This window comes from Nitrosomonas sp., assembly GCF_040256045.1.
In the GTDB taxonomy this organism is placed as follows: domain Bacteria; phylum Pseudomonadota; class Gammaproteobacteria; order Burkholderiales; family Nitrosomonadaceae; genus Nitrosomonas.
Genome location: NZ_JBDZWD010000002.1, coordinates 78,261 through 101,278 on the forward strand (window position 1 = coordinate 78,261; position 23,018 = coordinate 101,278).

A 23,018-nucleotide genomic window follows, 5' to 3' on the forward strand; every position below is an offset into this window, starting at 1 on the left:
TTCATAAAAAGCTTGCATAAATTATTTTTCTCACTATAATGATAATCATTCTCATTCATAGTTTAGATGGAGTGAAATATGAACTCAGTCGATATCAAATATCACGCAGATCCTGGGCTAAACAGTGAGTTGGTTTCACCATTTGCACAGTTTCCCATTAAACTGATCAGCAGCGAAAATCTGTTTGGAACAGGCAAGGAAGTACTCATCCAGCATCGAGGAGAACAGTATCACTTGCGTCTGACGCGTAATGACAAGCTGATACTGACGAAATAACGCCTAGGTTTGCATGCTATATCTTCCACGCTGATAAACATCAACTTTCCTGGAAATCACTGGCAGTTCTCTCTCCTCTTCCAGTGATTTGTGACGGCAAGCCAGCCCCCTCCTCCCGGGCAAGCCAGCCTTTTTTCTGATACGGAATCGATCATGAAATTCTTGCAAAGAACGGTATTGGAACCGGCATATCAGGGAGCACAACTTCATCCCGGTAAATTGTCCGGAATCTATCAAGATGAACCAACCTGCAGTACACTTTTCCACCACTACAAACAACGCACACTGAAACTGGGGCGAGAACTGGAATTGCGGCTGAAGCACCTTTATCACCTGATCCGTATGGCCTTGCCTGGTACTGTTTCCACGGATACAACCCGGCGTTCACCTGCACACTCTATTCATACTGAAGTTCAGATCGACAGTCGTCCTGACATATACCTTCCCAGAGTTCCTGATGATGAGGATTTACGCTGGATCAAAACAGGCCTGCCACATCAATATCATGCCTATCTGGCCATCAATCGCCTGAAAAATGATCATCATCTGGCGGGCCAGTCTGTCCTGTGTATTGGTGGGCGTGCTGCACTCTATCCGAATTATCATCAGTTGATCGAAGCTGCTGGCGGACATTTCATGGTGTTTCGCGGTGGCACACAGGACAACAGCGAATGCCTGCTTGCCTTGCTCGCTTGTGTAGATAGCATCATTTGCCCGGTTGACTGTATCAATCATGAGGATTTTTTCACTGTCAGACGCTATTGTCAGCGTACCGGCAAAAACTGCGTCATGCTGGAGCGTTCTGATCTGATCACTTTCGGCAAGGCAGTGGAAACTCTTGCCCGGGGTAATTGCCACAACTCCCGAACTGACTTTCTCAACCAGTCTGCAGCCTGATCATCGCAGACTGGGCCCGCCTTTGGCAGACAGATTCTTTAATCATAGTTGAATCGCTCGTATTCTGATTATGATTATCAAAAATTCGATTTAGAGAACCAATTCATACGCACGAGAGACGGTAACCATTTTTATATTCGTGCCCGACTCTGTTTATCCTGATTTCCCTGCTCCTGTCATCTTCTCTGGTGTAAGCCTACCCCCTGGCTCACACGAAATGATGGGAATTGTGTGCCCCACGATCCGTGCCGCAGTAGGCAGGCGATACCATCAGATCCATTTTCTGAACAAGATCGATATGCCACTTTCCATGCATCCTCACAGCATAATGTATGACAAGAACAACGAAGGTGCAGATGGCAGTAAAGGGGGCAGTATTCCGCCGGGTGAGCGCTACACTTTTACCTGCATCGCCGGCCGGGGTGCTGGAGCCCGGCTCGGGTGAGTCTTCATCCATCGTCTGGTTTTATCACTCGCATATCATGGCCGAAGACGAAATCAACCTGGGATTGATCGGAACCATCATTGTTACTGCTGCCAGCAAGACATGTTTGAGTGAAAACCCCATTCCGCGTGATATCGATCAGGAATTCGCACTGTACATGATCTTCAACGAAGAAAACGATGAGGAGAGCGACCTGAAACATACGAAATCCTTATTGATTCAGACACGCATCCCAGTAAGGTATCCCTTCAAACCGTTGGCTTAGAAAATCGACAAATGCCCGAACCCGCTGCGAGAGGTGGCGGGTTTGCGGGTAAATGGCGTAAGCAGCCAATTGAGCGTAGTGGTATCCGGTCAATATTGGGATCAATGCGCCGCGCTCAATTTCCCGGTAAACAATAAAAGTTGGCAGCAATACGATACCCAGACCATCGATGGCGGCATCACGGAGAAATTCTCCGTTACTGGCCTTGAGATAGGGAATGATCCGGGTTTTGATCAACTCTCCCGTGGTGTCATAAACATTCCAGTTATCGCTGTGACTGATCAGGTTATAAACCAGACAGCGATGCTGGATGAGTTCTTCTGGCGCTTGCGGCGTGCCCATGCGCTCAAGGTACGCCGGGCTTGCACACATGACAGCTTGAATGCGTGCAAGACGGCGTGCGATCAGGCTGGAATCAGGCAGGCTTGCGATGCGAATGGCAAGATCAAAACCTTCTGCCAGCAAATCAACCTGCCGATCATTGAAATCCAGATCAAATTCAATATCCGGGTGGGTTTGCAGAAAAGTGGAAATGGCAGCCCCCAGATGCATCAAGCCAAAGCTGAGCGGAACCGCCACTTTCAAATGACCTTTCAGCGTGCCGTGATATTGCGACGTGGCATGCTCGGCTTCGAGAACATCAGCGAGAATGCGCACGGATTGCTGATAAAAAGCACGCCCACTATCGGTGAGATTCATTTGCCGCGTAGTGCGGTGAAACAATTCAACACCCAGATGTTCCTCAAGCTCCTTCAAACGCCGGCTGACAACGGATTTGGCTACATCCATGCGATCTGCAGCCGCGCTGATACTGCCCGCTTCCACAACCCGCACAAACGCATTCATATTTTCGAATCGATCCATAGCATCTCCCCATTGTTGCCAATACAGGAACAATCATTTCCATAAAACGATGTTTATTCCTGTTAAAGCAACGATGATAATGCTTCCTGCAAGCAGAACCTGTCAATGCATCACAGAAAAGGAGAAAACGATGAATACATCAATGAATGCTGTACGAATCATTCCCGCAATGGCGGTACCCGAAGGTGCCGGCGTGATCGTACATCGCACGATTGGCACACCGGTGCTGCGCAACTATGATCCTTTCCTGTTACTGGATCACATCGGCAGCGATAATCCGAATGATTACATCGCCGGTTTTCCACCGCATCCACACCGCGGGTTCATCACCTTCACTTATATGCTGGACGGTCATATGCAGCATCAGGACAGCATGGGCAATACCGGTGATCTCGGGCCGGGCTCGGCGCAATGGATGAAAGCAGCCAGCGGCGTGATTCATTCGGAAATGCCGAAACAGGAGAACGGCTTGTTGCGTGGATTTCAACTGTGGATCAACCTGCCGTCAGCCAACAAGATGGATCACCCGGAGTACCAGGAATTTCCCGCAGCCGCTTTTCCGGTGGTGGAAACCATGGACTACCGGCTGAAAGTGTTGATTGGCCGTTTCGGCGATACCGTTGCGCCGATCCGGGATGATCTGACGCAAGTGACTTATTTCGATGTGCAGTTACAGCCCGGGCGGCATTTTCAACACCGGCTGCCAGCACAGAACACGAGTTTCATCTATCTATTCGAGGGAAACGGGCAGTTTAACGGTCAGGACGTCGGACGCCATTCCCTGATTGCAGCTGGCACTGATGGCGGCACTTTTGACTTTGTCGCAGGGAAAGAAGGCGCACGTTTTATCGTGGTCAGCGGTAAACCACTGCATGAATCGGTCGCGCAGCATGGCCCTTTTGTCATGAATACCCGCGAACAGATCGATCAGGCATTGAAAGATTTTCAATCCAATCAATTTGTGCGTGACCGGGCGTGGGTCAAACCGAATCAATAAAAATGACCATTCATTTCAAGGAGACAAGAATGGAAAAAATCAGTCAATTCGTAGCACGGCTCTTTCTGGGACAAATATTCCTGCTCGCAGGCATCTCCAATCAGCAGCTACGCTGGCACGCAAGGTTATATGGATGCGATGGGCGTACCGGGCATGCTATTACCACTGGTGATCGCACTTGAGATCGGTGGGGGTCTGGCAATCATTGCAGGATGGCAAACCCGGCTGGCATCCATCGCGCTGGCGATATTTACGCTGGCAGCTGCGGCAATTTTTCACAACAATCTTGCCGATCAGACACAAATGATTATGTTCATGAAAAATATTGCCATTGCAGGCGGTTTCATTCTGCTGGCCGTGCATGGTGCAGACGGCTACAGCCTGGGTAATCGCTGCGCCCGGCCTTGATGAAATCACGGATTATCCGTGACGATTATTAACCCGGTTGCATGCAACCGGGTTTTTCACGAATGGATGATTGCTTGTAATTCAGGATGTAAACAAAGCAAAGCTTGACAGCCGTTCATTCTCCGGTAGTGTAGCAATAAAGGAACCTCTGATCAGATCCTCCATGAGCCGCAACCCCTTGGGGCGCTGGTTTTGCAGACGGACTACAACGTTGAACTCGTTGTGAAGGCCAACCATTCACTGCCTCACTCGCCTTACGTTCCATCCGCAAAATCCAGTGTGCGGTCATGTGGGATCTGATCAGAGGTTCCTGAACAACCACTCAAAAAACTCGGGGAGGAATCATGTTTGAATTTCTTGTTGTACTTATCCTGTTGATCGTGGCGGGTGTGGCGCTGTTCACAGTGCCGTTCCTGCGCATTAACATCGTTTCCAGTCTTGTTTTAAAAATCTTTCGCAAGCTGCTGCCCCAGATTTCACAAACGGAACAGGAAGCACTCGATGCCGGCACGGTATGGTGGGAAGGAGCGCTGTTCAGCGGCAAACCCGACTGGAATCAGCTGCTAGCCTACCCAAAACCAGAGCTGACGCCGGAAGAGAAAGCCTTTCTCAACGGGCCGGTTGAACAATTATGTGCCATGCTCGATGAATGGCATATCACCCATGAGCGCCATGATCTGCCTCCCCATGTCTGGCAGTTCATCCGGGAAAACCGCTTCTTCTCGCTGATCATCCCCAAGGAATACGGCGGACTGGGTTTTTCTGCGCTGGCACATTCGGAAGTGGTCATGAAAATCAGTTCGCGCAGCAATACGGCGGCAGTAACTGTAATGGTGCCCAATTCACTCGGCCCGGCTGAACTATTACTGCATTACGGAACGGAAGAACAAAAAGATCACTATTTGCCGCGACTGGCAAATGGCACCGAAATCCCCTGTTTTGCGCTGACCGGGCCGGATGCCGGTTCAGATGCGGGGTCGATTCCTGACACTGGTATCGTATGCCGGGGAGTATTCGATGGTCAGCCCGATGTACTGGGTATTCGCATCAACTGGGAGAAGCGCTACATTACGCTGGGACCAGTTGCCACACTACTGGGGCTTGCTTTCAGGCTGTACGACCCGGATGGGTTACTCGGAAACAAAAAAGAAATCGGCATCACGCTCGCGTTGATTCCAACCAGCACATTGGGTATCCAGATCGGCCGCAGGCATTATCCCCTGAATGGCGTTTTCCAGAACGGGCCCAATTCCGGCAAGGATGTCTTCATCCCCATGGACTGGGTCATCGGCGGGCAGGATAAAGTGGGACAAGGCTGGCGCATGCTGATGAACAGCCTCTCCGTCGGCCGGTCGATTTCGCTGCCGGCCACCAGTGTCGGTGCAGCCAAGCTGTCAGCCTGGAGCAGCGGGGCCTATGGCCGAGTGCGTGTACAGTTCAAATTACCGATCGGCTATTTCGAAGGTGTGGAAGAAGCACTTGCCCGGATCGCCGGCAACACCTACATGATGGATGCAGCACGTGTCATGACTGCTGGCGCAGTCGATCTGGGCGAAGAACCTTCCGTCATTTCTGCAATCGTCAAATATCATCTGACCGAGCGCAGCCGGCAGATCATCAATGACGCCATGGATATTCACGGTGGTAAGGGTATCTGCCTGGGCCCTTCCAATTACCTGGCGAGAACCTACCAACAGACACCCGTGGGTATCACGGTGGAAGGCGCGAACATCCTGACGCGCAATCTGATCATCTTCGGCCAAGGCGCCATCCGTGCTCATCCTTTCACACTGCGGGAAATCAATGCTGCCTGGGATCCGGATAAAAAACGAGGATTACGGGTATTTGACGAGGCGCTGACCGGGCATATCGTCTTCACCTTCAGGAATACGTTCCACAGTCTGATCTATGGACTCAGTATACGACTGGTCAGAGATATACCGCAAAACGTAACGCACGAAACAGTGAATTACTACCGACAATTGACACGCTTCTCCGCGGCATTCGCACTGTTGACCGATATCGCCATGCTGAAGCTGGGTGGCGCACTCAAACGGCGTGAACGTCTTTCTGCACGCCTTGGTGACATTCTCAGCATGATGTACCTGTGCTCGGCCACCCTCAAGCGTTTTGAGGATGATGGCCGCCCTGCTGCAGATCTGCCTCTGTTGCACTGGTCGGTACAGGATGCGCTTTATCGTATCCAGCAGGCATTCCATGAGTTTCTGCTCAATTTCCCCGTAAGCAGAATCACGCGAGGACTGCTGCGGTTCATCGTTTTTCCGCGAGGAATGCGTTGCCTGCCCCCTGCCGATTCACTCTCTCATGAAGTCGCACGGCTTATTCTGGCCCCCGGAGAAGTACGTGATCGCCTGACGGCAGGCATCTACCTGCCCGAGCAGGATAATGAACCACTGGCTCTGCTCAAAAAAGCCCTGGCCTGTACTATCGACTGCGAACCCATCGAGGCCAGATTGCGGCAGGCCGTCAAAGATAAAGCGATCACCGCCCACGAGCATGAGCAGATCAACCAGGCGCTGGCACAAGGTATCATTACCAGTAAAGAATCTGCCTCGCTTGAGCAGATGAAAACCCTGCGGCGCCGGGTCATCATGGTAGATGATTTTTCCGCTGATCTTCGCCAGATAGAAAATCCACACGGAGAAGCTCCGCTATGAACCCGATGACCCACACCCAGCCTCCTCACAATCTGGACATGATTCCGGTCGAAACGGCCCGGACACTTGATGGTCTGTTCAGAGAACGTGCCAGACGTTCCCCTCGTGCTACAGCCTATCGCGATTACGATGTCAGCGAAGAAATCTGGCGGGATTACACATGGGACGACATAGCGAATGCCGTCAAACGCTGGCAGACGGCACTCTCACAGGAAAATCTCTCTCCCGGTGACCGGGTAGCAGTCATGGCACGCAACTGCCCGCAGTGGGTGATATTCGAACAGGCTGCACTGGGATTGGGGCTGGTGGTCGTCCCGCTCTATACCGAAGATCGAGCAGAGAACGCTGCCTGGTGTCTGGACAATGCGGAGACCACGTTACTGCTGCTGGAAAATATGACGCGATGGGAAGCCATGAACGAGTCCATTGCCGGACTTCAGCAACTGAAACGTATCATCATTCTGGATGCTTCCCCGGAAAACGTTCACCAAACAGGTGACAAGCGCGCCATCGCACTGCAGGCCTGGCTGCCGGAAACACCAGGCGATATCCCTTCTGTACAAAACGACCCTCATGCACTGGCCACCATCATTTACACGTCAGGGACGACCGGCCGCCCGAAAGGGGTCATGCTGAGCCACAATAATATTCTGTCCAATGCCTACAGCAGCGCACAGATTGTCACTGTCAGACCGGATGATGTACTGCTGTCTTTCCTGCCGTTGTCACATACGTTCGAACGCACTGCCGGCTATTACGTGCCCATGCTGTGCGGCGCTACGGTGGTCTATGCCCGATCCATCCGCCAATTGCAGGAAGATCTGCAGATCATCCGGCCGACTATCCTGATTTCGGTTCCCAGAATTTATGAGAGAGTCTATGCCGGAATACAGGCCAAACTGGCGGAAGGCCCTGCGCTTTCCAGACTGCTATTCAAACTGGCGGTCGATATAGGATACAGCCGGTTTGAACGACAACAGAAGCGAGCCGGCTGGCAGGTTTCACACTTGCTGTGGCCACTGCTCGATAAACTGGTTGCGCGCAAGGTCATGGAAAAGCTGGGAGGCCGTTTGTGGCAGGTCATGAGTGGTGGCGCGGCACTGTCACCGGAAATATCACGTGTCTTCATCGGCTTGGGATTGCCCATCCTGCAAGGTTATGGCCTGACTGAAACGAGCCCGGTCGTCTGTGCCAACCGGCTGGATGACAATCTCCCGTCAAGCGTCGGCCGCCCCGCTCCCGATGTGGAAGTCAGACTGGGGGAACTCAATGCCCTGCTAATTCGCGGACCTAACGTCATGCTCGGCTACTGGAACAATCCGGAAGCCACTCATGCCATTCTATCCGAAGATGGATGGCTCAATTCCGGAGATACCGCCAGTATCGATGCACAAGGCAGAGTCACCATCACCGGCCGGCTGAAAGACATCATCGTTACTTCTACCGGTGAAAAAATCCCGCCCGCCGATATGGAGGCAGCTATTCTGCGTGACCCGATCTTCGAACAAGTCATGATCGTTGGTGAAGGCCGCTCCTATCTGAGTGCGCTGACAGTGCTAAGCAAGCGCGGATGGGAAGTTGTCGCCACCCACTGTAATGCGAAAAATGATCCCCATGCACTGGCATGCGACGAGTATGCGGAAGAAATCATTCTGGAGAAAATTGCACACCAGATCAGCGGATTCCCCGGCTATGCCAAGGTTCATCGTGCATTACTGATTTCCGAACCCTGGACAGTAGAGAATGAAATGCTCACCCCAACTCTTAAACTGAAGCGGAAAAAGATTTATGAGCACTACCAAAGTGAAATCGACCAGCTTTATGCCAGCCGTTAGGGACGCCGTATAACTTCTGGAAGAATGATACCGGCCCAGCAGCGCTTTCGATCGGTACAAATATCGCATTTTCCAGTAAGAACTGGAATACTCCATAAATTTATTTATTAATAATCATATAATTATATATATTTAAAAAAAAACCAGATTATCGGATACCCAGTGTCGTATATATTGTGTTGGGGGGACATGGACAGTCGTCTCGCCCGTTTAATTTTCGGCTACCCAGCCAGACTTCCACAGGCAAAGTAGACTTCAACTTCGGAGAGCACGGCAAGATTGTTGACTTTGACGCATTGTGCCCACTGGTTTTTCTGGTCAAAACCGTTGGAATGTTGAAATTTGAGCTGACACCACCACAGATTAATTCAAACGTCAGACATTACAGCGAGACTTGCAAGATGAAATACAACCTCGAAGGTAAAATTTTCAGATCAACAAAAAAATACAGCCAACGGTGAAGCTGGAGCAGAAACCATCTTTCACTATCATCAGGTTGATGATGTAGTTTGGGCCGAATACGCTGGTGGCAACAATCATAAGAAGACACTTGATCGCTAATATACTGGCATCAGGCCAGTTAGATATGCGATATCACCATATAAATCGACAAGGACAAATCACGATTGGCCTATGCACATCTACACCAGAAGTTACTGGTAGCGGTAAACTCAAGTTAAAAGAAGAGTGGCAATGGCTGTCTGGCGATATGTCATCTGGCCGTTCTGAAATTATCGAGCAGTAGATGCCAGACCTGCTGTGCAGTTTACCATCGTCTAAATTTAGGGCATTAGGCTTTGTCGTACCAACCTCAAAGGAGAAATCCCATGAAAAGCAATCAAAGCAATCCCGTCGTCTGGTTTGAAATTTATGTTCAAGACATGGAACGTGCTAAAACGTTCTATGAAGCGGTACTCGCAGTCAAATTGGAAAAGATGCCTGCTCCTACTGCTGAGTGCGAGGATATGGAAATGTGGAGCTTTCCCTCAGACAAGGATACTGCCCAAACCACCTATGGTGCGTGTGGAATGCTGGTAAAAATGGCTGGAGTTCCTTCTGGGTGTGGTGGAACGTTAATATATTTTGCGTGTGAGGACTGTGCAGTGCAGGCTACCCGCGCTGCTGAGAATGGCGGCAGTATCTTCAAAGAAAAATTCTCGATTGGTGAACATGGGTTTATTGCTCTTGCTTATGATACTGAGGGCAATATGATTGGCTTTCATTCCATGTAACTCTTGGAGATTATGATAAACATTCAATGCCTACCCAAATGCTCCAGTGGATTCTACTAACGCTCCGCCATTGAGCTATTTGGGTTAGGCTTTTTAGATAATCCAATGCAAAATATTCAACCTCCACCAGATGTAATTTTTTCCATTCCTGTAGATTTGCCAATTCCGTTGGATGATGGGGCGTGTGAACATCTGGAAAACATGTTACTGCCTGATGTTTCTTTATGGTCAACCAATGATCAAGAAATCAATCTATCCGGTTTGTCTGATTGGAACGTAATTTTCTGTTATCCAATGACAGGTCGTCCCGGGGTTCCCATCCCAGAAGGCTGGGTTCAAATTCCCGGTGCCGCTGGATGTACGCCTCAAGCATGTTCATATCGTGACAATCACACTGTACTCAAACGCAGTAGCGTAGGCGTTTACGGCATAAGCACTCAAATGTCAGAGGCACAAAAAGAAGCCTCTAATCGTTTAGGATTGCCTTATCCGCTTTTGAGCGACGCTAATCATTCTTTTTCCTCAGCTTTAAAATTGCCTCTGCTTGAAGTCGAAGGGTTAAAATTGCTCAAAAGATTGACGCTCATTACGCAGGGCAGAATGATTAAAAAATGTTTTTACCCGGTCTTTCCACCAGATAAAAATGTTATTGAGGTGATGGCCTGGCTCTCCGAAAATCAGGCCTGACACTGCATTCGAGAGGGACAAGCCAGAAGTAACCTGCTTCTCAATTTTACGTTGGAGCTTTCATAGCTTACCACTCGAACTGTCCATAATATTGTTGCCAGATGGATAGCAACCTATCAAAGAAATTACTTTCCCTGCGTAGCAAGCTAGAAATAGCCTGGGGTGCTGACACAAGTACTGATCCACAGGGATGGAATACTGCAAGTGACGCGTCCGTTACTCTTGACGTTAGCCTCCTTATGAACATCCCGTTAGACCCGCAAATTACTGGCAATACCGGCCTGTACTCCGGCCAATTGGCTCTGATCGCACTGAATATCAGGAGGCATAGGAGCGGATCGATCATGGCTAAAGAGCCCGACAACTCATTCAAGCATTACACATTAAGGGTGATTCAGTGCTCAAACCAGTAGTACAGGAAGAAACCACCGGGTGCGGAATCGCATCGGTTGCCAATATTCTTGGGAGAACTTACTCGGAGATGAAAGCCATAGCCAACGCCATGGGTATCCACGCTTCGGATCAATTGCTGTGGTCGGATACTCGATACGTCCGACGTATGCTGTCTGGTGCTGGTGTTGAAACTTCCGAAGACGAAGTTCCGTTCGAATCCTGGGATGCATTGCCCGATCTGGCGTTGTTGTCCATTAAACATCATCAGGAAAAAGGCAAGGATTTCTGGCACTGGGTTGTGTTCAAGCGTGTGGATGATCAATCGTTCGTGGCTGGATTCAGCCAGCTACCTGCCTTCCAATATCCGCCAGGATTTCGACGCTATGCAGCCTAAATGGTTTATTAAAATCAAAAATGCGTAACAATGCGCTCAACATCGCTCATTTCGTTCGCCGGACAGCAAAAATCTACGCTTTTGTCTGCCTGTTAACTTAATTGTTAAGCGCGACGATGCATTGCCATAGCTTTCCTCCGATTGCGAGCCCAGGCTCATGGGTGTTGATTCTTGGCACGATGCCCGGGAAAGTTTCACTTCGCGAACAGCAGTATTACGCTCACCCGCAAAATCTCTTCTGGAAAATCACTGCGGAGATTCTCGGTTTCGATGCCACAAGCGCATATCCTCTACGTGTATCTTCGTTAAAGGATCGTGGCATTGCGCTCTGGGATGTGCTGCAGTCATGTACGCGCGAAAGCAGTCTGGATGCTGATATTGTGGCGCATACGATCGTGCCAAACGACTTCGATCACTTTTTCACGGCCTATCCTGACATCCGACGGGTGTGCTTTAACGGTGCGAAGGCAGCAGCGCTTTATGCCCGACATGTCAAACCGTTCTTACAAAACGCTCCCATAGTCGAGTATGTGCAACTCCCCTCCACGAGTCCAGCAAATGCAGCTATTCCGCGAGCCGAGAAGTTTCGCGCGTGGAGTGTTATTAAGCATGGCGCTGATCTATCACCTGCTCGGTAGCAAATGCGTGCTCATGGGCCAGAAGATCTGAAACTCACATCCCTGTAACAAAGCTGCCACCTGATAATTCGCCCAAGCTGATGCCGCCTTGCAGGGTGACTTAATTCGAGTGTGACTTGGTTGCTGCATACATAGTCGTCCCTGAAAAACACCCGTTGTTGATTGTCATTTTGAGAGTGCGTTGAGTTTTTCTGTTACTCACACAGATCAATCAGTGAGAATGGAGGTTTTCATCATGAAATGAGGGTGATCTGTGTGTTTTTCCCATGGAAAAACCGCCAAAAAATGGCCGGAAGCCATTGTTTCAGATTCCAGGCGCAAGCAGCCATCAGAAGGTTGATGTGGTCACCGATTGCGCCTTTCAGGTAATTTTTTGCCATTCGGTAATCTGATTTTAAATGGCCAATGATGGGTTCAATTGCTGCCCGTCTTTTGCACTGCTTGCGCTTTTTGTCTCTCTGGTAGCGATTATCCTGTTTGAGTGCCCGTTTGGCCTTGGCTCGTTTGGAGGCATGACGGAAATGGCGAATGGCCAGGCGCAGTGTTTTGACTTCCCTGACATAGGTACGTCGCTGTTGAATGCCATGCACTTTTGCTACTTTGTTTAACCGGTTGATGATTTTGATGGCCAGTTTGCTGTCAGTGGGATAAGTGATGTGTTTCTCCTGCACCGTCGTATCCACATGAATGGTGTCCTCCAGTGCCGCCGCACCGTGTAAATCAACACTTATTTTAAAAATCCGGTCAACGCCTTTCACGCCAATACGCTTGCGAAAGTGCACCAGTTCAGTGCTGTGGCAGGGCGGCTTGCGACAAAACTCCTTCATGCCACAAAATGCCTGGTAGTACGGATTACGCTTCCATTGTACAACCAGTGCCTCATCACTCAGATTCTCCAACTATTTGAGAATCAGCAACCCAACCATCAACCGAATCGGTTTGCCCGGCGCACCTGTTCCCTTCGTGTAATGAATCGAGAATGCTTCCTCAAACTCGTGCCAGGGTATGGCATTGGCAAGTTGCAACAAAGGATCAGCAGAATCAAGCTGCCATAAAAGATCTGTTTCAAACAGGTTGGGTTGATGAAAAGTTCTACCGGGCGTGAGCATCGTTAATCACCATTTCGACCGGAAAATAACCGTAATTTTATCATTCCCGGTCGATTTGATCGAAAGAAATGACAATATAACCAATAATAATCAGTTGGTTATTATGTTTTTCAGGGGCGACTACATTGTCTTACACACTCTTAATAAGATGCTAATATAAGTGCTTTATTTGGCACTCATTGGAGTATTTATGCAACAAATACTGGCTTCGTTTAGCGCAAGCATTTCTGAGTTAAAGAAAAACCCAACAGCTTTATTAAAAAAAGCTGAAGGGGAAACTATCGCTATTCTTAACCATAACCTGCCAACTGCTTATCTTGTTCCAGCCGAGGTATACGAATTATTGATGGAAAAATTGGAAGATTATGAATTAGGTGAAATTGTTAAGGCCAGGCAGGCAGAAAAGCATTTGGCAATTGAAGTATCACTTGATGACTTATAAATTAAAATTTTTGCCAAGCGCAAAAAAAGAGTGGGATAAACTGGACAGCAGCATCAAAACCCAGTTTAAGAACAAATTAAAAAAGTGTCTGGAAAATCCTCATATTCAATCCAATAAGCTACGTGGTTTTGATAACGCTTATAAAATCAAACTCTGCTCTGCAGGTTATCGGCTTGTTTATGAAATCAATAATCAGGAAATCGTTGTTTTCGTTATCGCTGTAGGCAAAAGGGAAAATAATAAGATTTACGATAAAGCAATCAACAGAACCAAAACTTAACGCTTGCCCCGCTCACTATCCGGCTCCTGTAAACCAGATTTCCAATATCAATAGGTATCGATTCCACAAAGGCCAGTTTATTGCGCAGAAGAACTTTTCTTTCCTGGAGTAGTGGCAAAGACAGTGCATGGGCGCTTCATGTCCTGCGGCAAGATCCGCATGTTGACGTGATTGGGCTATTTTGCACAGTAAACAAAGCGTTTAATCGCGTTGTCATGCATGGTGTAAGGGTGGCGCTGCTGCGGCAACAAGCAGAAAATGCCGGTCTGCCGCTACACATCATCGAGATTCCCTATCCTTGCAGCAATGACGAATATGCATCCGCCATGTCAGCATTTGTTGATTCCGCCAGGAAGGAAAACATTGAGTGCTTTGCCTTTGGTGATTTCCTGCTCGAAGATGTACGACGGTATCGGGAAGACTGTCTGAGTGGAACCGGGATAGCACCCATATTTCCGCTTTGGGGCATTCCAACAAGAACCTTCTCCCGGGAGATGGTAACTGGTGGATTAAAAGCCGTGGTCACCTGCATTGACCCGAAACGCATGCCGGAGAGTTTCGCGGGGAGGGAATACAACGATTCTTTTTTAGACGATATTCCGGATAGCATCGATCCTTGCGGTGAATATGGTGAGTTCCACACCTTTTCATTCGATGGACCCATGTTTCAGAATCCGATAGACGTAGTGTCGGGAGAAACTGTCTATCGAGATGGTTTTGTATTTACTGATCTGCTGCCACTCACATCTAACAGCGAGCCGACCCATTAGTTTCCACTCGCTCTCCGCTATTACCACAAATGAATTTCTCAATGTTTTCGACAGCTTTTCACGATTCGGGATACCTTCCGATTATCGCCTGAGAATTGGCAATACCATCACAAGCTGGCAAAATCTGCAATTTTCCGGGTCTGGCCTCATTGTATGCTTATGCCATATAAATCTGGCATAGTAGACTTAAAGCATGATCCAATTTCCAGCCTCTATTTACTTGTCAAATAATCTCGCCTGCCGGGCAAGGCACTGAACCATGCCAGCGCCGGCAGCCACAATCGTTCTCACTATGAAAGCTTTATTTTTTCTGCGCCATTACAACGATATCGATCACATCACGCCGGTAATTTCAAAATGGTCAGAATCTGGTCACGAAAGTCTCGTAGTTTTATTGGGTCGTCCTAAATTTCTCAAGGATTACCGCATCAAGTTCCTGGACACGCTTGACCGCGTTCGTATCGTCCCTATCCGGCGTTTGCTGTCGCCGCTGAAGTTTATGCAATGGCGCTTGCAGACGCTTCTCCTGAACAGAAGCGTGAAGCGCCTTTTTTTGATCGGCAGACTTATCGAAAAGCTCGCCCGAAAATATGATGCTCAAAAGCGTACAGCAGTCTGGCAGAGTACTGCCGGACGGTTGCTGGAGCATGGCTTCAGAAACGAAAATGAAGGTGGTGTAGTTGTGTTCGACTGGATTACCAGCGATTCGCCTGTCCCGATCGAATGGGTTGAGGTCATTGTAACCATGGCAAGAACCATGGGTCTCGGTGCGGTATCTCTGCCACATGGTGACAGCCCGCATGCCAGTCAACTGATACGCCATCATGAATGGGTTCTGAAACCGGATGCCCTGTACTCGGCTGCAAAGATATTCGACAAGCTCGTCGTCCCTAACGAATTATGCGCAACCCGTTTCCGGCCATTTCTGAACAATGAAGCGATTGCCGTTCTGGGTTCGCCACGCTACTGTGACGAATGGCTGAATAAACTTGCCACACTGTCGCCGGTTCCTCAGTTAAAAACCAGCCCGGACACTCGGCTCAGAATCGTCATGTTTCTGAGAAAAAGCGAATTCACCACATTCTGGGAAGAAGTCAGCGAGGTCATTGGCATGATTGCTGCATTTCCGGGAGTGGAACTGGTGATCAAACCCCATACACGGGGAGGCTGGAGACAGCCTCTGACTGGTAACGCTTCTCTGCGGAAACTTCCGAACGTGAGTGTGGCGGAAGATAATGTTCATTCGATTTCTCTGATGAACTGGGCCGATGTCATCATCGATCTGGCTACCTCAGTGGTATTTGAGGCTGTCAAGGCAAAAAAGCCGGTGATGGCAGCCGATTATCTTCACGCTGGCCGATCGGCCATGGCTCATTTCATGCCTGAAACGGAACTGAAATGCCGGGATGACGTGTACAGGATGATCGACAGATTTTTAACCGCGGGATACGATTCCTACTATGTGGAGGCGCATCGTCAGCGCTTCATCGATGAAATGCTGCATGTCGATGGTGCTGATGTCCTCCCGCGTTATGTAGCTCTCCTGGAAGAGCAGGCAACGCGTAAAAAATCGGATCAGGCAGACACTACCAATATCTCTGAATAATATGGTTTCCGACAAAGCAAATACACGCCTGGTCTGCACCAGCCGGCAACCAATCCACCCCATTACGCTCTGGTACCGTTATGCGAGTTTCATTGAGTGGAATACCGGTTTTTCACAAATGAGGAAAACTCCACCTCCGGAAGTTCATTTTGGCAGCCCCGGTCAGACACCCGGTCACCTGCGCGACATCCTGGCAGAACAGATCGCAGCCGTACCTGCTGGAGGCACTATCGATTGGGTAACCTATTATTTCCGTGACCTCTGTCTTGCCAAAGCACTCGTTCAGGCGCACAAACGGGGTGTGCGCGTTACGCTGACCCTCGAAGGCAGACCGCGTATTCCATACGCCAATGATGCGGTGATCGCTTTGCTCTCAGGGCCTGACGGGCTGGGTGATGCATTGCGCATCGTTACTCTTCTCGGTGTACCGTCACCCGCAACAAAATCATGGAAACCCCAGCTACACGAGAAACTCTACTGTTTCTCGCACCCCGAACCCGTTGCCTTCATCGGCTCCTTCAATCCATCAGGCAATGGCCCGGGAGATGATCCCGAGATCATCCGGGAGATTGGTGACCAGGATCACGGCTACAACGCTCTGATCGGTCTCAAGGATCCGGTACTGGTCGAGAAGCTTGCAGAACATGCACGACAGCTGCACCAGTCACCCCCCGGGCTTTTCTACCGGTTCACCACCGATACGAACAATGCTATCCATGGTACAGATACCGATATCTATTTCTGGCCACGGACAGATACACATCCTGTCGTACAATTTTTGCGCAAAACCGGCAGCAGCGCACGTGTCCGCATCGCGGCCTCGCACATCCGGATGGAAAGTGCAGTCGACATCATGACCAGTCTTGCAAGACGCGGGGTCGATCTGGAAATCCTGGCTGAATCCACTCTCAGGCGTGTCACCCCCAAGGTAGAACAGCGCCTGATCAACGCCGGAATCCGGTTCAGGCGCATCCGGCCTTCCGGCTCTCTACCCATGCATCTCAAATTTGTACTGATCGAAGAGGACAATCGTGCCTGGTCGATCTTCGGAAGCTTCAACTGGACCAAACCCTCATTCTGGCTGAATCATGAAATCGCGGCAATTTCCAGTAACCCTGTCATTTTCGAGTCCCTTGCACGCTGTTGGGATATGCTTAAGAACGAAAGCAACTGATCAGGGAAATCTTTACCGGCTCTGGTACCAGAATTTCTGCAGATAAGAAAATAAAATTTTCTTTTGACTGAAATGGATACGCAGAAGAACACCTACAACGCTGTCCATCCCCCATCGATGACCAGATTTGCACCTGTCATATAACTGGATGCATCCGAAAGCAGAAAGAGGATGGCTCCCCGGTACTCCTCTTTTTCTGACATACGCCCCAGAATGGTTCGTGACGAATAGTGACCGGTAAACTCGGAATCGTGTTTATTCCAGACACCGCTGGGCGTGAGCAGATTGGTACGAATGGATGTATTCATGTAATAGGCGGCCAGGAATTTGGTGAGTCCCAGCAACCCTGCTTTACATACCGAATACACCGCGGGTTTATAGGTCTGCGTCTCTTGTCCGGCCTTTCTATAGATGCGTTGATCCGGCCCCACGAGACCATAATTGGATCCAAGGAAAACGATGGATCCCTTGCCGGATTTCTCCATTATTCTGCAGGCGGCCTGAGCGAGCTGGAATGCACCGGTCAGGTTGACATCCAGCGAAGTCTGCCAAAGCGCCAAAGGAAATTCAGTAAATCTTGAGAAGCGGGAAGTATCTGAGCCTTGCTCAAATTTCGGATCGATCGCAGCGCTGTGGACCACCCCATCGATCCGGCCAAACCGATCCTCACATAATTGTGCGATGGATTGGCATGAATCCGCACGGGTAACATCCAGAACCTGAATCAGAACGTGTACATCCGGACAGGAAGCAATTATTTCATTTTTCAATAGTTCCAGCCGGTCACCATCCAGATCACCCAGTATCATATCTGCACCGGCTGAAGCGGCTGCAAGAGCGAATTCCGTACCGAGAAGACCCGTTGCCCCACTGATGAGAACAGCTCGCCCGCTAAGATCAAAAGGTGTTCCTTTATAGGGTTGATTCATAATCTGACCTGTCGTCCGGTTTGAAGAGATTGTTTGGCCGCAAGTGCTGTATTCAGCACATCTATGCCCTCCTGCAAAGTAACGCGCGGAATCGATCCGCCGGGAATACCTTCGATGAACTCTTTCATCATGGACAGAAAAAGTTCATTCCGATCCCAGGAAGGTGCCAGGACGATTTCGTCCAGGAGGTGCCCATTCTGCTGCAGCGTAGTGAGACGCGAAGGATAATCCCAATCGACGATGGCCTTTTCAGCAACGATATTCATGTGCCGAACCGGTGGTTTGCGCCAGTAATCCATACGAAGCTGAACACAGATCCCCTGCTCCGTTTCGAATGAAATGAGCGCCGTATCTTCTGCCGTGATTTCCAGCGAGGTTCGATGCCCTCCGATGGCAAAAACATTCTTGGGTTTGCCGAAAAGCCAGTACAGATAATCCAGTTCATGGATCAGGGTGAGTATGACACCGCCTCCCTGATCGGCCCGTGCCGCATAACTCTGACGGTAATCCTCCCATGGATGCCAATCAGGCAGATATTCACCCAGATCGACCTGTACGGAATAGATTTTTCCCATTCTGCCCTGCTGCATCCATTCTTCGATTTTCCGTAATCCCGGATGCATCCTGAGCTGGCAGCCAACCAGTACACGAGGCCCGCGCGGATCCACACAGCGCATCAATTCGGACAGATGTCGTTTATCATGTGCGATAGGTTTTTCCACATAGACATAACACCCTGCCTTGAGCGCTTCGATAAGTGTTTTCAGGTGTAATGAAGTCGGGTTGGCCACCACCACCAGATCAAAGTTTTGTTTGAGTGCGTGATCGAGGTTCTGAAACAGCTGTACATCTTCCGGAATGATCTGGGCGGGAGGTGGCAGATTGCGGGTACGCACTGCACCCAATTCCCGAACCCCAAGTGCATGCAGATTATTGAGATGCCTGACTCCGATAGAGCCCAGTCCGACTACCACAGCCTTCAAAGCTGAAGTATTCAACGGACGACTCCTCGTTTTTCCATCAGAAACTCAGCCAGTTGAAATGAAAATTCATCGTCGATATCAATCGAATCTCTACCCTCGATTTTCAGGGGCAGTATGCGCGTGCCCGTGAGTGATTTTTTCTCCAGAATCGTCCGGGTACGTATCAGATCCAGATAACCAACCTGCCAGTAGACCGCAGGCAAACTTTGTCTGGGCTCGTTAAAGGGTTCTGGAATACCAGGAATATTCAGCAAAGCTCGCAGGAAACCATTGTCATCGATAGTCCACATCTTGTATGGATTCTGCGCCGGCTCGGTCACTCCACGCACAGAATCGGCATCCGGATGTTTTTTCAGGACTTCAACCGCTTCCTCTATTTTTTCAACACGCCGCGCAGGAGAAGTGGGACGGAACTGGAAAACAGCATCGGGAAGAGGCACATGGTTTTGCTCCAACCAGCTCAGGAAATGCTGAAACACCGGCAGATCGCGCGTATCATCCTGCGCCAGATCAGCCGGCCTCAGAAAAGGCACCTCTGCACCGGCATTTCTCGCTACTTCTGCAATCTTCTCCGAATCGGTACTGACAAAAGTTCTCTGAATGGAAGGCGATTGGAGCGAAATTTCAATTGAATGGGCAATCAGGGGCTTACCACATAACAGCCGGATATTTTTATGTGGCACGCCTTTTGATCCTCCCCGCGCGGGGATGAGAGAATAAATCAACATTGGCCGGGATTTATCTAATCAGATTCCGAATAAACAATATGTGAGTGAAGTCAAATTCTGGCGATTTTGCAAACCGGTCACCAGCCTTCCGACCGATACATGCTAAAAATGACAGGCAATTCTACTGTTTAAGCATGCCGGATGCACATAAACCCTACAAACTGTTTACAATTCAGCACGCTTATCCAAAGAAGGGTTACCGCAATCAGGACATAAGCAAAAATCTACCGAGGTAACAAAACAATGGTATAAGGCATGGGCATTCATTCTGTAAGCACACACCACACAAACCTCAGGCAACATTGACACATTCCAGGGTATGAATTTTTATATTCCTGTCATATATACCCGGCAATGATCACCTCTATCAAATAGAATTGCAGCATGCGCATTGAAAAAAAGATCAAGGACCATCTGGTTTTTTCCGGAGACAGTATCCTCGATGCTCTGAAACGCATCAACGACAACCAGTCCCGCATCGTTTTCGTTGTGCAGGATAACGGGGTATTGATCGGGGCAGTCAGCGATGGCGATGTACGACGCTGGATGACTCAGGCAACCGAATTCAACCTGAATCTGCCGATCGATCACGTGATGAACCGTAATTTCATTGCTCGGCCGGTTACTGAATCCCAACATCAGATTGCCGATTATTTTGATCACAAACGCGACATTATCCCGCTGATCGACGAACAGGGACGTTTTATCGCCCTGGCACGAAAATCAGCCACGGGGCTGCAGATCGGAGACTTCCTGATTACCGACCAGAATCCCGCATTTGTCATTGCCGAGATCGGTAACAACCACAACGGCGATATCGGCCTCGCGAAAGAACTGGTGAATCTGGCAGTGGAAGCTGGAGCGGATTGTGTCAAATTCCAGATGCGGGATCTTTCCTCCTTGTATTCAAATCAAGGCAGGAATGCAGAAGCGGGTTATGACCTCGGATCACAATACACGCTGGATCTGCTCAATAAATTCCAGCTGAACCATGACGAACTTTGTCAGGTATTCGATTACTGCAGGCAGCAGGATATTCTGCCCCTATGCACGCCTTGGGATCTGGTAAGTGCCCGTGTACTGGATGAATATGGACTGGAAGCCTTTAAAGTGGCTTCGGCTGATTTCACTAACTACGAAATGCTGGAAACTCTGGCGAAAACGGGCAAACCGCTACTCTGCTCAACCGGGATGAGTTCAGAAGCAGAAATCAAAGGTTCAGTAGGCTTATTGCGCCGGCTGGGCGCTCCCTTTGCCTTGTTGCACTGTAACTCGACCTACCCTGCTCCCTTCAAGGATGTAAACCTCAACTACCTGCCGCACTTGAAACAACTGGGAGGTACCGTAGTAGGATATTCCGGTCACGAACGTGGATTCTCAGTACCTTTGGCTGCCGTTGCCCTTGGAGCCCGCATTGTGGAAAAACATTTCACTGTCAACCGCAGTATGGAAGGCAACGACCACAAAGTCAGTCTGCTGCCAGAAGAATTTGCAGAAATGGTGCGGCAGATTCGTAACATCGAGGATGCCATGGGACAAGGCGGTGAACGGGTGCTTACTCAGGGGGAAATGATCAATCGTGAAAATCTGGCCAAAAGCCTGGTGATCAATTGCGATCTTTCGCAAGGGCAGCTTATCAAACGCAGCATGATCACAATGAAAAGCCCCGGGCAGGGCCTGCAACCCAACCGTATCGATGAACTGGTGGGCAAGATGGCGCAGCGCGATTTCAAGGCCGGAGATTTGTTCTTTGAAACCGATATCACCCCGAAATCAGCCAAAAAACAGCACTATATCTTTTCACGCCCTTACGGAATTCCGGCACGCTATCACGATTACCGTGCGCTGATCGAGGGAATGAAAATCGACTTTGTCGAGTTTCATCTGAGCTACCACGATCTGGACGTGAGGCTATCCGACTATTTCTCTGATCCGCTGTCGATCGGTTATGCCGTGCACAGCCCCGAATTGTTCGCTGGCGATCATATTCTCGATCTGGCAAGCAATGACGCAGATTATCAGGCGCATTCCATCGCTGAATTGAAACGCACGGTGGCTGTAGCCGCCGAGTTGCGCCAGTATTTCCCGGCGACACCGGAGCCAGTACTGGTACTCAATGCCGGAGGCTGGACACCACAGAATTTCCTGCCGGTTGAAATGCGCACAAAACTTTATGCCAGAGTAGCCAAAGCGCTGGATAAAATCGACTTGAGTACTGTGCAACTGGCCATTCAGACCATGCCTCCTTTTCCCTGGCACTTCGGGGGGCAGAGTCACCATAACCTCTTTGTCGATCCGGATGAAATCGCGGCATTCTGCGAAAAAACCGGCCATCGTATCTGTCTCGATGTTTCACATTCCATGATGGCCTGCAACTATTACCAGTGGGATTTCAATACATTTCTCAAGAAGGTACTGCCGCATACCATCCATCTGCATATAGTAGATGCCAAGGGAGTGGATGGTGAAGGGGCACAGATCGGCTATGGCGATGTAGACTTCACCCTGCTGCGCGATCAGTTGAACCAATTTGCTCGCGGAGTGCAGTTCATACCTGAAATCTGGCAGGGTCACAAAAACAAGGGAGAAGGATTCTGGTCGGCATTGGCATTTCTTGAAAAAACGGGCCTCTAGACGGATTTAAAGCAGGTCCAGGACTGGCAATAATTGTTCCCTTTGACTCCCGAATATTTAATAATGGCGCAATTCCCCAAGTAAATCGCCTGCTGGTTTCCCAGGCTCCTTACTGCCAACTTATTCCGATCTGACCGAACATGGCCGCTACTTCTGCTTCAACCCTGATCATCCCCGTCGAGAACCAGGTACGTGAGCTGGATGCAAAGCTCCTGCTGGCTTGCGTAGCGGCTGAACGCGGGTTTCCGGTGATCATCGGCTCACGTGCCTTTGTTCATTTTGAAATCGCATCACTACCACGCGGCATCTATCTGGCAAAAAGTATGCGCAGCCTGAGTAATTCCATGTTCAGGA

The 23,018-nt window shown here is 49.6% G+C and carries 24 protein-coding genes and 3 pseudogenes; 22 read left to right on the plus strand and 5 right to left on the minus strand.

The window, feature by feature from the left end; genetic code table 11:
• Positions 1-78 precede the first annotated feature (78 nt).
• The 4 genes from hemP (at position 79) to ABUL11_RS00805 (ending at position 1,883) form a co-directional block, all read left to right on the plus strand.
• Positions 79-276: a hemin uptake protein HemP gene (hemP, locus tag ABUL11_RS00790; RefSeq protein ID WP_350281962.1), complete on the plus strand. Its 198-nt coding sequence runs from the start codon at positions 79-81 to the stop codon at positions 274-276.
• 153 nt (positions 277-429) lie between these two features.
• Complete coding sequence (locus ABUL11_RS00795; protein WP_350281963.1) at positions 430-1,173, plus strand: DUF2325 domain-containing protein; 744 nt, start codon at positions 430-432, stop codon at positions 1,171-1,173.
• A 217-nt stretch (positions 1,174-1,390) separates the two neighbouring features.
• Positions 1,391-1,618, plus strand: a complete 228-nt coding sequence (locus tag ABUL11_RS00800; RefSeq protein ID WP_350281964.1) for a multicopper oxidase domain-containing protein — start codon at positions 1,391-1,393, stop codon at positions 1,616-1,618.
• Complete coding sequence (locus tag ABUL11_RS00805; protein WP_350281965.1) at positions 1,560-1,883, plus strand: cupredoxin domain-containing protein; 324 nt, start codon at positions 1,560-1,562, stop codon at positions 1,881-1,883. Before ABUL11_RS00800 ends, ABUL11_RS00805 begins: the two co-directional genes overlap by 59 nt.
• Here the strand turns inward: ABUL11_RS00805 and ABUL11_RS00810 are convergent.
• On the minus strand, positions 1,830-2,747 hold the full coding sequence (locus ABUL11_RS00810) for a LysR family transcriptional regulator (protein ID WP_350281966.1): 918 nt from the start codon (positions 2,745-2,747) through the stop codon (positions 1,830-1,832). The genes ABUL11_RS00805 and ABUL11_RS00810 overlap by 54 nt on opposite strands.
• Positions 2,748-2,877: 130 nt before the next feature.
• Between ABUL11_RS00810 and ABUL11_RS00815 the strand changes: the two genes are divergently transcribed.
• From ABUL11_RS00815 to ABUL11_RS00855, 11 genes and pseudogenes are all read left to right on the plus strand, one after another.
• Positions 2,878-3,744, plus strand: coding sequence for a pirin family protein (locus ABUL11_RS00815; RefSeq protein WP_350281967.1), 867 nt, complete (start codon positions 2,878-2,880; stop codon positions 3,742-3,744).
• A 29-nt stretch (positions 3,745-3,773) separates the two neighbouring features.
• Positions 3,774-3,926 (plus strand): hypothetical protein, encoded by a 153-nt coding sequence (locus ABUL11_RS00820; protein WP_350281968.1) that lies wholly within the window; start codon positions 3,774-3,776, stop codon positions 3,924-3,926.
• Positions 3,898-4,152: a DoxX family protein gene (locus ABUL11_RS00825; RefSeq protein ID WP_350281969.1), complete on the plus strand. Its 255-nt coding sequence runs from the start codon at positions 3,898-3,900 to the stop codon at positions 4,150-4,152. The genes ABUL11_RS00820 and ABUL11_RS00825 overlap by 29 nt, the downstream gene beginning before the upstream one ends.
• A 344-nt stretch (positions 4,153-4,496) precedes the next feature.
• On the plus strand, positions 4,497-6,830 hold the full coding sequence (locus ABUL11_RS00830; RefSeq protein ID WP_350281970.1) for an acyl-CoA dehydrogenase: 2,334 nt from the start codon (positions 4,497-4,499) through the stop codon (positions 6,828-6,830).
• Positions 6,827-8,665 carry an AMP-dependent synthetase/ligase gene (locus ABUL11_RS00835; protein WP_350281971.1) on the plus strand — a complete coding sequence of 613 codons (1,839 nt, stop codon included), beginning with the start codon at positions 6,827-6,829 and terminating at the stop codon, positions 8,663-8,665. Before ABUL11_RS00830 ends, ABUL11_RS00835 begins: the two co-directional genes overlap by 4 nt.
• Before the next feature lie 447 nt (positions 8,666-9,112).
• Positions 9,113-9,226: pseudogene (locus tag ABUL11_RS11275) on the plus strand (avidin-fold protein); the annotation flags it as partial.
• On the plus strand, positions 9,192-9,410 hold the full coding sequence (locus ABUL11_RS11280; protein ID WP_502890012.1) for an avidin-fold protein: 219 nt from the start codon (positions 9,192-9,194) through the stop codon (positions 9,408-9,410). The pseudogene ABUL11_RS11275 and the gene ABUL11_RS11280, both read left to right, overlap by 35 nt.
• 82 nt (positions 9,411-9,492) lie before the next feature.
• Complete coding sequence (locus ABUL11_RS00840) at positions 9,493-9,897, plus strand: VOC family protein (protein WP_350281972.1); 405 nt, start codon at positions 9,493-9,495, stop codon at positions 9,895-9,897.
• Between the two features lie 105 nt (positions 9,898-10,002).
• Positions 10,003-10,584, plus strand: coding sequence for a peroxiredoxin (locus ABUL11_RS00845; RefSeq protein WP_350281973.1), 582 nt, complete (start codon positions 10,003-10,005; stop codon positions 10,582-10,584).
• A gap of 397 nt (positions 10,585-10,981) precedes the next feature.
• A complete protein-coding gene (locus tag ABUL11_RS00850) occupies positions 10,982-11,371 on the plus strand; it encodes a hypothetical protein (protein WP_350281974.1) in 390 nt (129 codons plus the stop codon).
• 179 nt (positions 11,372-11,550) lie between these two features.
• On the plus strand, positions 11,551-12,009 hold the full coding sequence (locus ABUL11_RS00855; RefSeq protein ID WP_350281992.1) for a DNA-deoxyinosine glycosylase: 459 nt from the start codon (positions 11,551-11,553) through the stop codon (positions 12,007-12,009).
• Positions 12,010-12,242: 233 nt separating this feature from the next.
• Here ABUL11_RS00855 and ABUL11_RS00860 read toward each other — a convergent pair.
• A pseudogene (locus ABUL11_RS00860) lies at positions 12,243-13,118 on the minus strand (transposase).
• 190 nt (positions 13,119-13,308) lie between these two features.
• Between ABUL11_RS00860 and ABUL11_RS00870 the strand changes: the two are divergent.
• The 5 genes from ABUL11_RS00870 to ABUL11_RS00890 all read left to right on the plus strand — a co-directional run bounded on the left by ABUL11_RS00870 (position 13,309) and on the right by ABUL11_RS00890 (position 17,390).
• A complete protein-coding gene (locus ABUL11_RS00870; protein ID WP_350281977.1) occupies positions 13,309-13,560 on the plus strand; it encodes a type II toxin-antitoxin system Phd/YefM family antitoxin in 252 nt (83 codons plus the stop codon).
• Positions 13,550-13,840, plus strand: a complete 291-nt coding sequence (locus ABUL11_RS00875; protein ID WP_350281978.1) for a type II toxin-antitoxin system RelE family toxin — start codon at positions 13,550-13,552, stop codon at positions 13,838-13,840. The genes ABUL11_RS00870 and ABUL11_RS00875 overlap by 11 nt, the downstream gene beginning before the upstream one ends.
• An 80-nt stretch (positions 13,841-13,920) precedes the next feature.
• Positions 13,921-14,610 carry a Dph6-related ATP pyrophosphatase gene (locus ABUL11_RS00880; RefSeq protein ID WP_350281979.1) on the plus strand — a complete coding sequence of 230 codons (690 nt, stop codon included), beginning with the start codon at positions 13,921-13,923 and terminating at the stop codon, positions 14,608-14,610.
• Positions 14,611-14,902: 292 nt separating this feature from the next.
• Positions 14,903-16,216: a hypothetical protein gene (locus ABUL11_RS00885; protein WP_350281980.1), complete on the plus strand. Its 1,314-nt coding sequence runs from the start codon at positions 14,903-14,905 to the stop codon at positions 16,214-16,216.
• 1 nt (position 16,217) lies between these two features.
• Complete coding sequence (locus tag ABUL11_RS00890; RefSeq protein WP_350281981.1) at positions 16,218-17,390, plus strand: phospholipase D-like domain-containing protein; 1,173 nt, start codon at positions 16,218-16,220, stop codon at positions 17,388-17,390.
• A 92-nt stretch (positions 17,391-17,482) separates the two neighbouring features.
• On the opposite strand, the gene ABUL11_RS00895 is transcribed toward ABUL11_RS00890, so the two are convergent.
• Genes ABUL11_RS00895 through ABUL11_RS00905 form a run of 3 tightly spaced genes read right to left on the minus strand, consistent with a single transcriptional unit; the run spans position 17,483 to position 20,030 of the window.
• The gene (locus ABUL11_RS00895) at positions 17,483-18,319 is read right to left on the minus strand and encodes an SDR family oxidoreductase (protein ID WP_350281982.1); all 837 of its coding nucleotides are present in this window, start codon (positions 18,317-18,319) and stop codon (positions 17,483-17,485) included.
• Positions 18,316-19,317 (minus strand): Gfo/Idh/MocA family protein, encoded by a 1,002-nt coding sequence (locus ABUL11_RS00900; protein WP_350281983.1) that lies wholly within the window; start codon positions 19,315-19,317, stop codon positions 18,316-18,318. Before ABUL11_RS00900 ends, ABUL11_RS00895 begins: the two co-directional genes overlap by 4 nt.
• Positions 19,314-20,030: an acylneuraminate cytidylyltransferase family protein gene (locus tag ABUL11_RS00905; RefSeq protein ID WP_350281984.1), complete on the minus strand. Its 717-nt coding sequence runs from the start codon at positions 20,028-20,030 to the stop codon at positions 19,314-19,316. Before ABUL11_RS00905 ends, ABUL11_RS00900 begins: the two co-directional genes overlap by 4 nt.
• Before the next feature lie 384 nt (positions 20,031-20,414).
• On the opposite strand from ABUL11_RS00905, the gene ABUL11_RS00910 reads away from it, so the two are divergent.
• Together ABUL11_RS00910 and ABUL11_RS00915 are read left to right on the plus strand one after the other, a co-directional pair.
• Positions 20,415-22,664, plus strand: coding sequence for an N-acetylneuraminate synthase family protein (locus ABUL11_RS00910; RefSeq protein ID WP_350281985.1), 2,250 nt, complete (start codon positions 20,415-20,417; stop codon positions 22,662-22,664).
• 140 nt (positions 22,665-22,804) lie between these two features.
• Positions 22,805-23,018: pseudogene (locus ABUL11_RS00915) on the plus strand (surface carbohydrate biosynthesis protein); the annotation flags it as partial.

Bases quoted from the DNA above. Each gene is read 5' to 3' on its own strand.
- hemP (WP_350281962.1), top strand. From the start codon at position 79: ATGAACTCAGTCGATATCAAATATCACGCAGATCCTGGGCTAAACAGT.
- ABUL11_RS00795 (WP_350281963.1), top strand. From the start codon at position 430: ATGAAATTCTTGCAAAGAACGGTATTGGAACCGGCATATCAGGGAGCA.
- ABUL11_RS00800 (WP_350281964.1), top strand. From the start codon at position 1,391: ATGATGGGAATTGTGTGCCCCACGATCCGTGCCGCAGTAGGCAGGCGA.
- ABUL11_RS00810 (WP_350281966.1), bottom strand. From the start codon at position 2,747: ATGGATCGATTCGAAAATATGAATGCGTTTGTGCGGGTTGTGGAAGCG.
- ABUL11_RS00815 (WP_350281967.1), top strand. From the start codon at position 2,878: ATGAATACATCAATGAATGCTGTACGAATCATTCCCGCAATGGCGGTA.
- ABUL11_RS00820 (WP_350281968.1), top strand. From the start codon at position 3,774: ATGGAAAAAATCAGTCAATTCGTAGCACGGCTCTTTCTGGGACAAATA.
- ABUL11_RS00825 (WP_350281969.1), top strand. From the start codon at position 3,898: ATGCTATTACCACTGGTGATCGCACTTGAGATCGGTGGGGGTCTGGCA.
- ABUL11_RS00830 (WP_350281970.1), top strand. From the start codon at position 4,497: ATGTTTGAATTTCTTGTTGTACTTATCCTGTTGATCGTGGCGGGTGTG.
- ABUL11_RS00835 (WP_350281971.1), top strand. From the start codon at position 6,827: ATGAACCCGATGACCCACACCCAGCCTCCTCACAATCTGGACATGATT.
- ABUL11_RS00840 (WP_350281972.1), top strand. From the start codon at position 9,493: ATGAAAAGCAATCAAAGCAATCCCGTCGTCTGGTTTGAAATTTATGTT.
- ABUL11_RS00845 (WP_350281973.1), top strand. From the start codon at position 10,003: ATGCAAAATATTCAACCTCCACCAGATGTAATTTTTTCCATTCCTGTA.
- ABUL11_RS00855 (WP_350281992.1), top strand. From the start codon at position 11,551: ATGCCCGGGAAAGTTTCACTTCGCGAACAGCAGTATTACGCTCACCCG.
- ABUL11_RS00870 (WP_350281977.1), top strand. From the start codon at position 13,309: ATGCAACAAATACTGGCTTCGTTTAGCGCAAGCATTTCTGAGTTAAAG.
- ABUL11_RS00875 (WP_350281978.1), top strand. From the start codon at position 13,550: ATGACTTATAAATTAAAATTTTTGCCAAGCGCAAAAAAAGAGTGGGAT.
- ABUL11_RS00885 (WP_350281980.1), top strand. From the start codon at position 14,903: ATGAAAGCTTTATTTTTTCTGCGCCATTACAACGATATCGATCACATC.
- ABUL11_RS00890 (WP_350281981.1), top strand. From the start codon at position 16,218: ATGGTTTCCGACAAAGCAAATACACGCCTGGTCTGCACCAGCCGGCAA.
- ABUL11_RS00895 (WP_350281982.1), bottom strand. From the start codon at position 18,319: ATGAATCAACCCTATAAAGGAACACCTTTTGATCTTAGCGGGCGAGCT.
- ABUL11_RS00905 (WP_350281984.1), bottom strand. From the start codon at position 20,030: ATGTTGATTTATTCTCTCATCCCCGCGCGGGGAGGATCAAAAGGCGTG.
- ABUL11_RS00910 (WP_350281985.1), top strand. From the start codon at position 20,415: ATGCGCATTGAAAAAAAGATCAAGGACCATCTGGTTTTTTCCGGAGAC.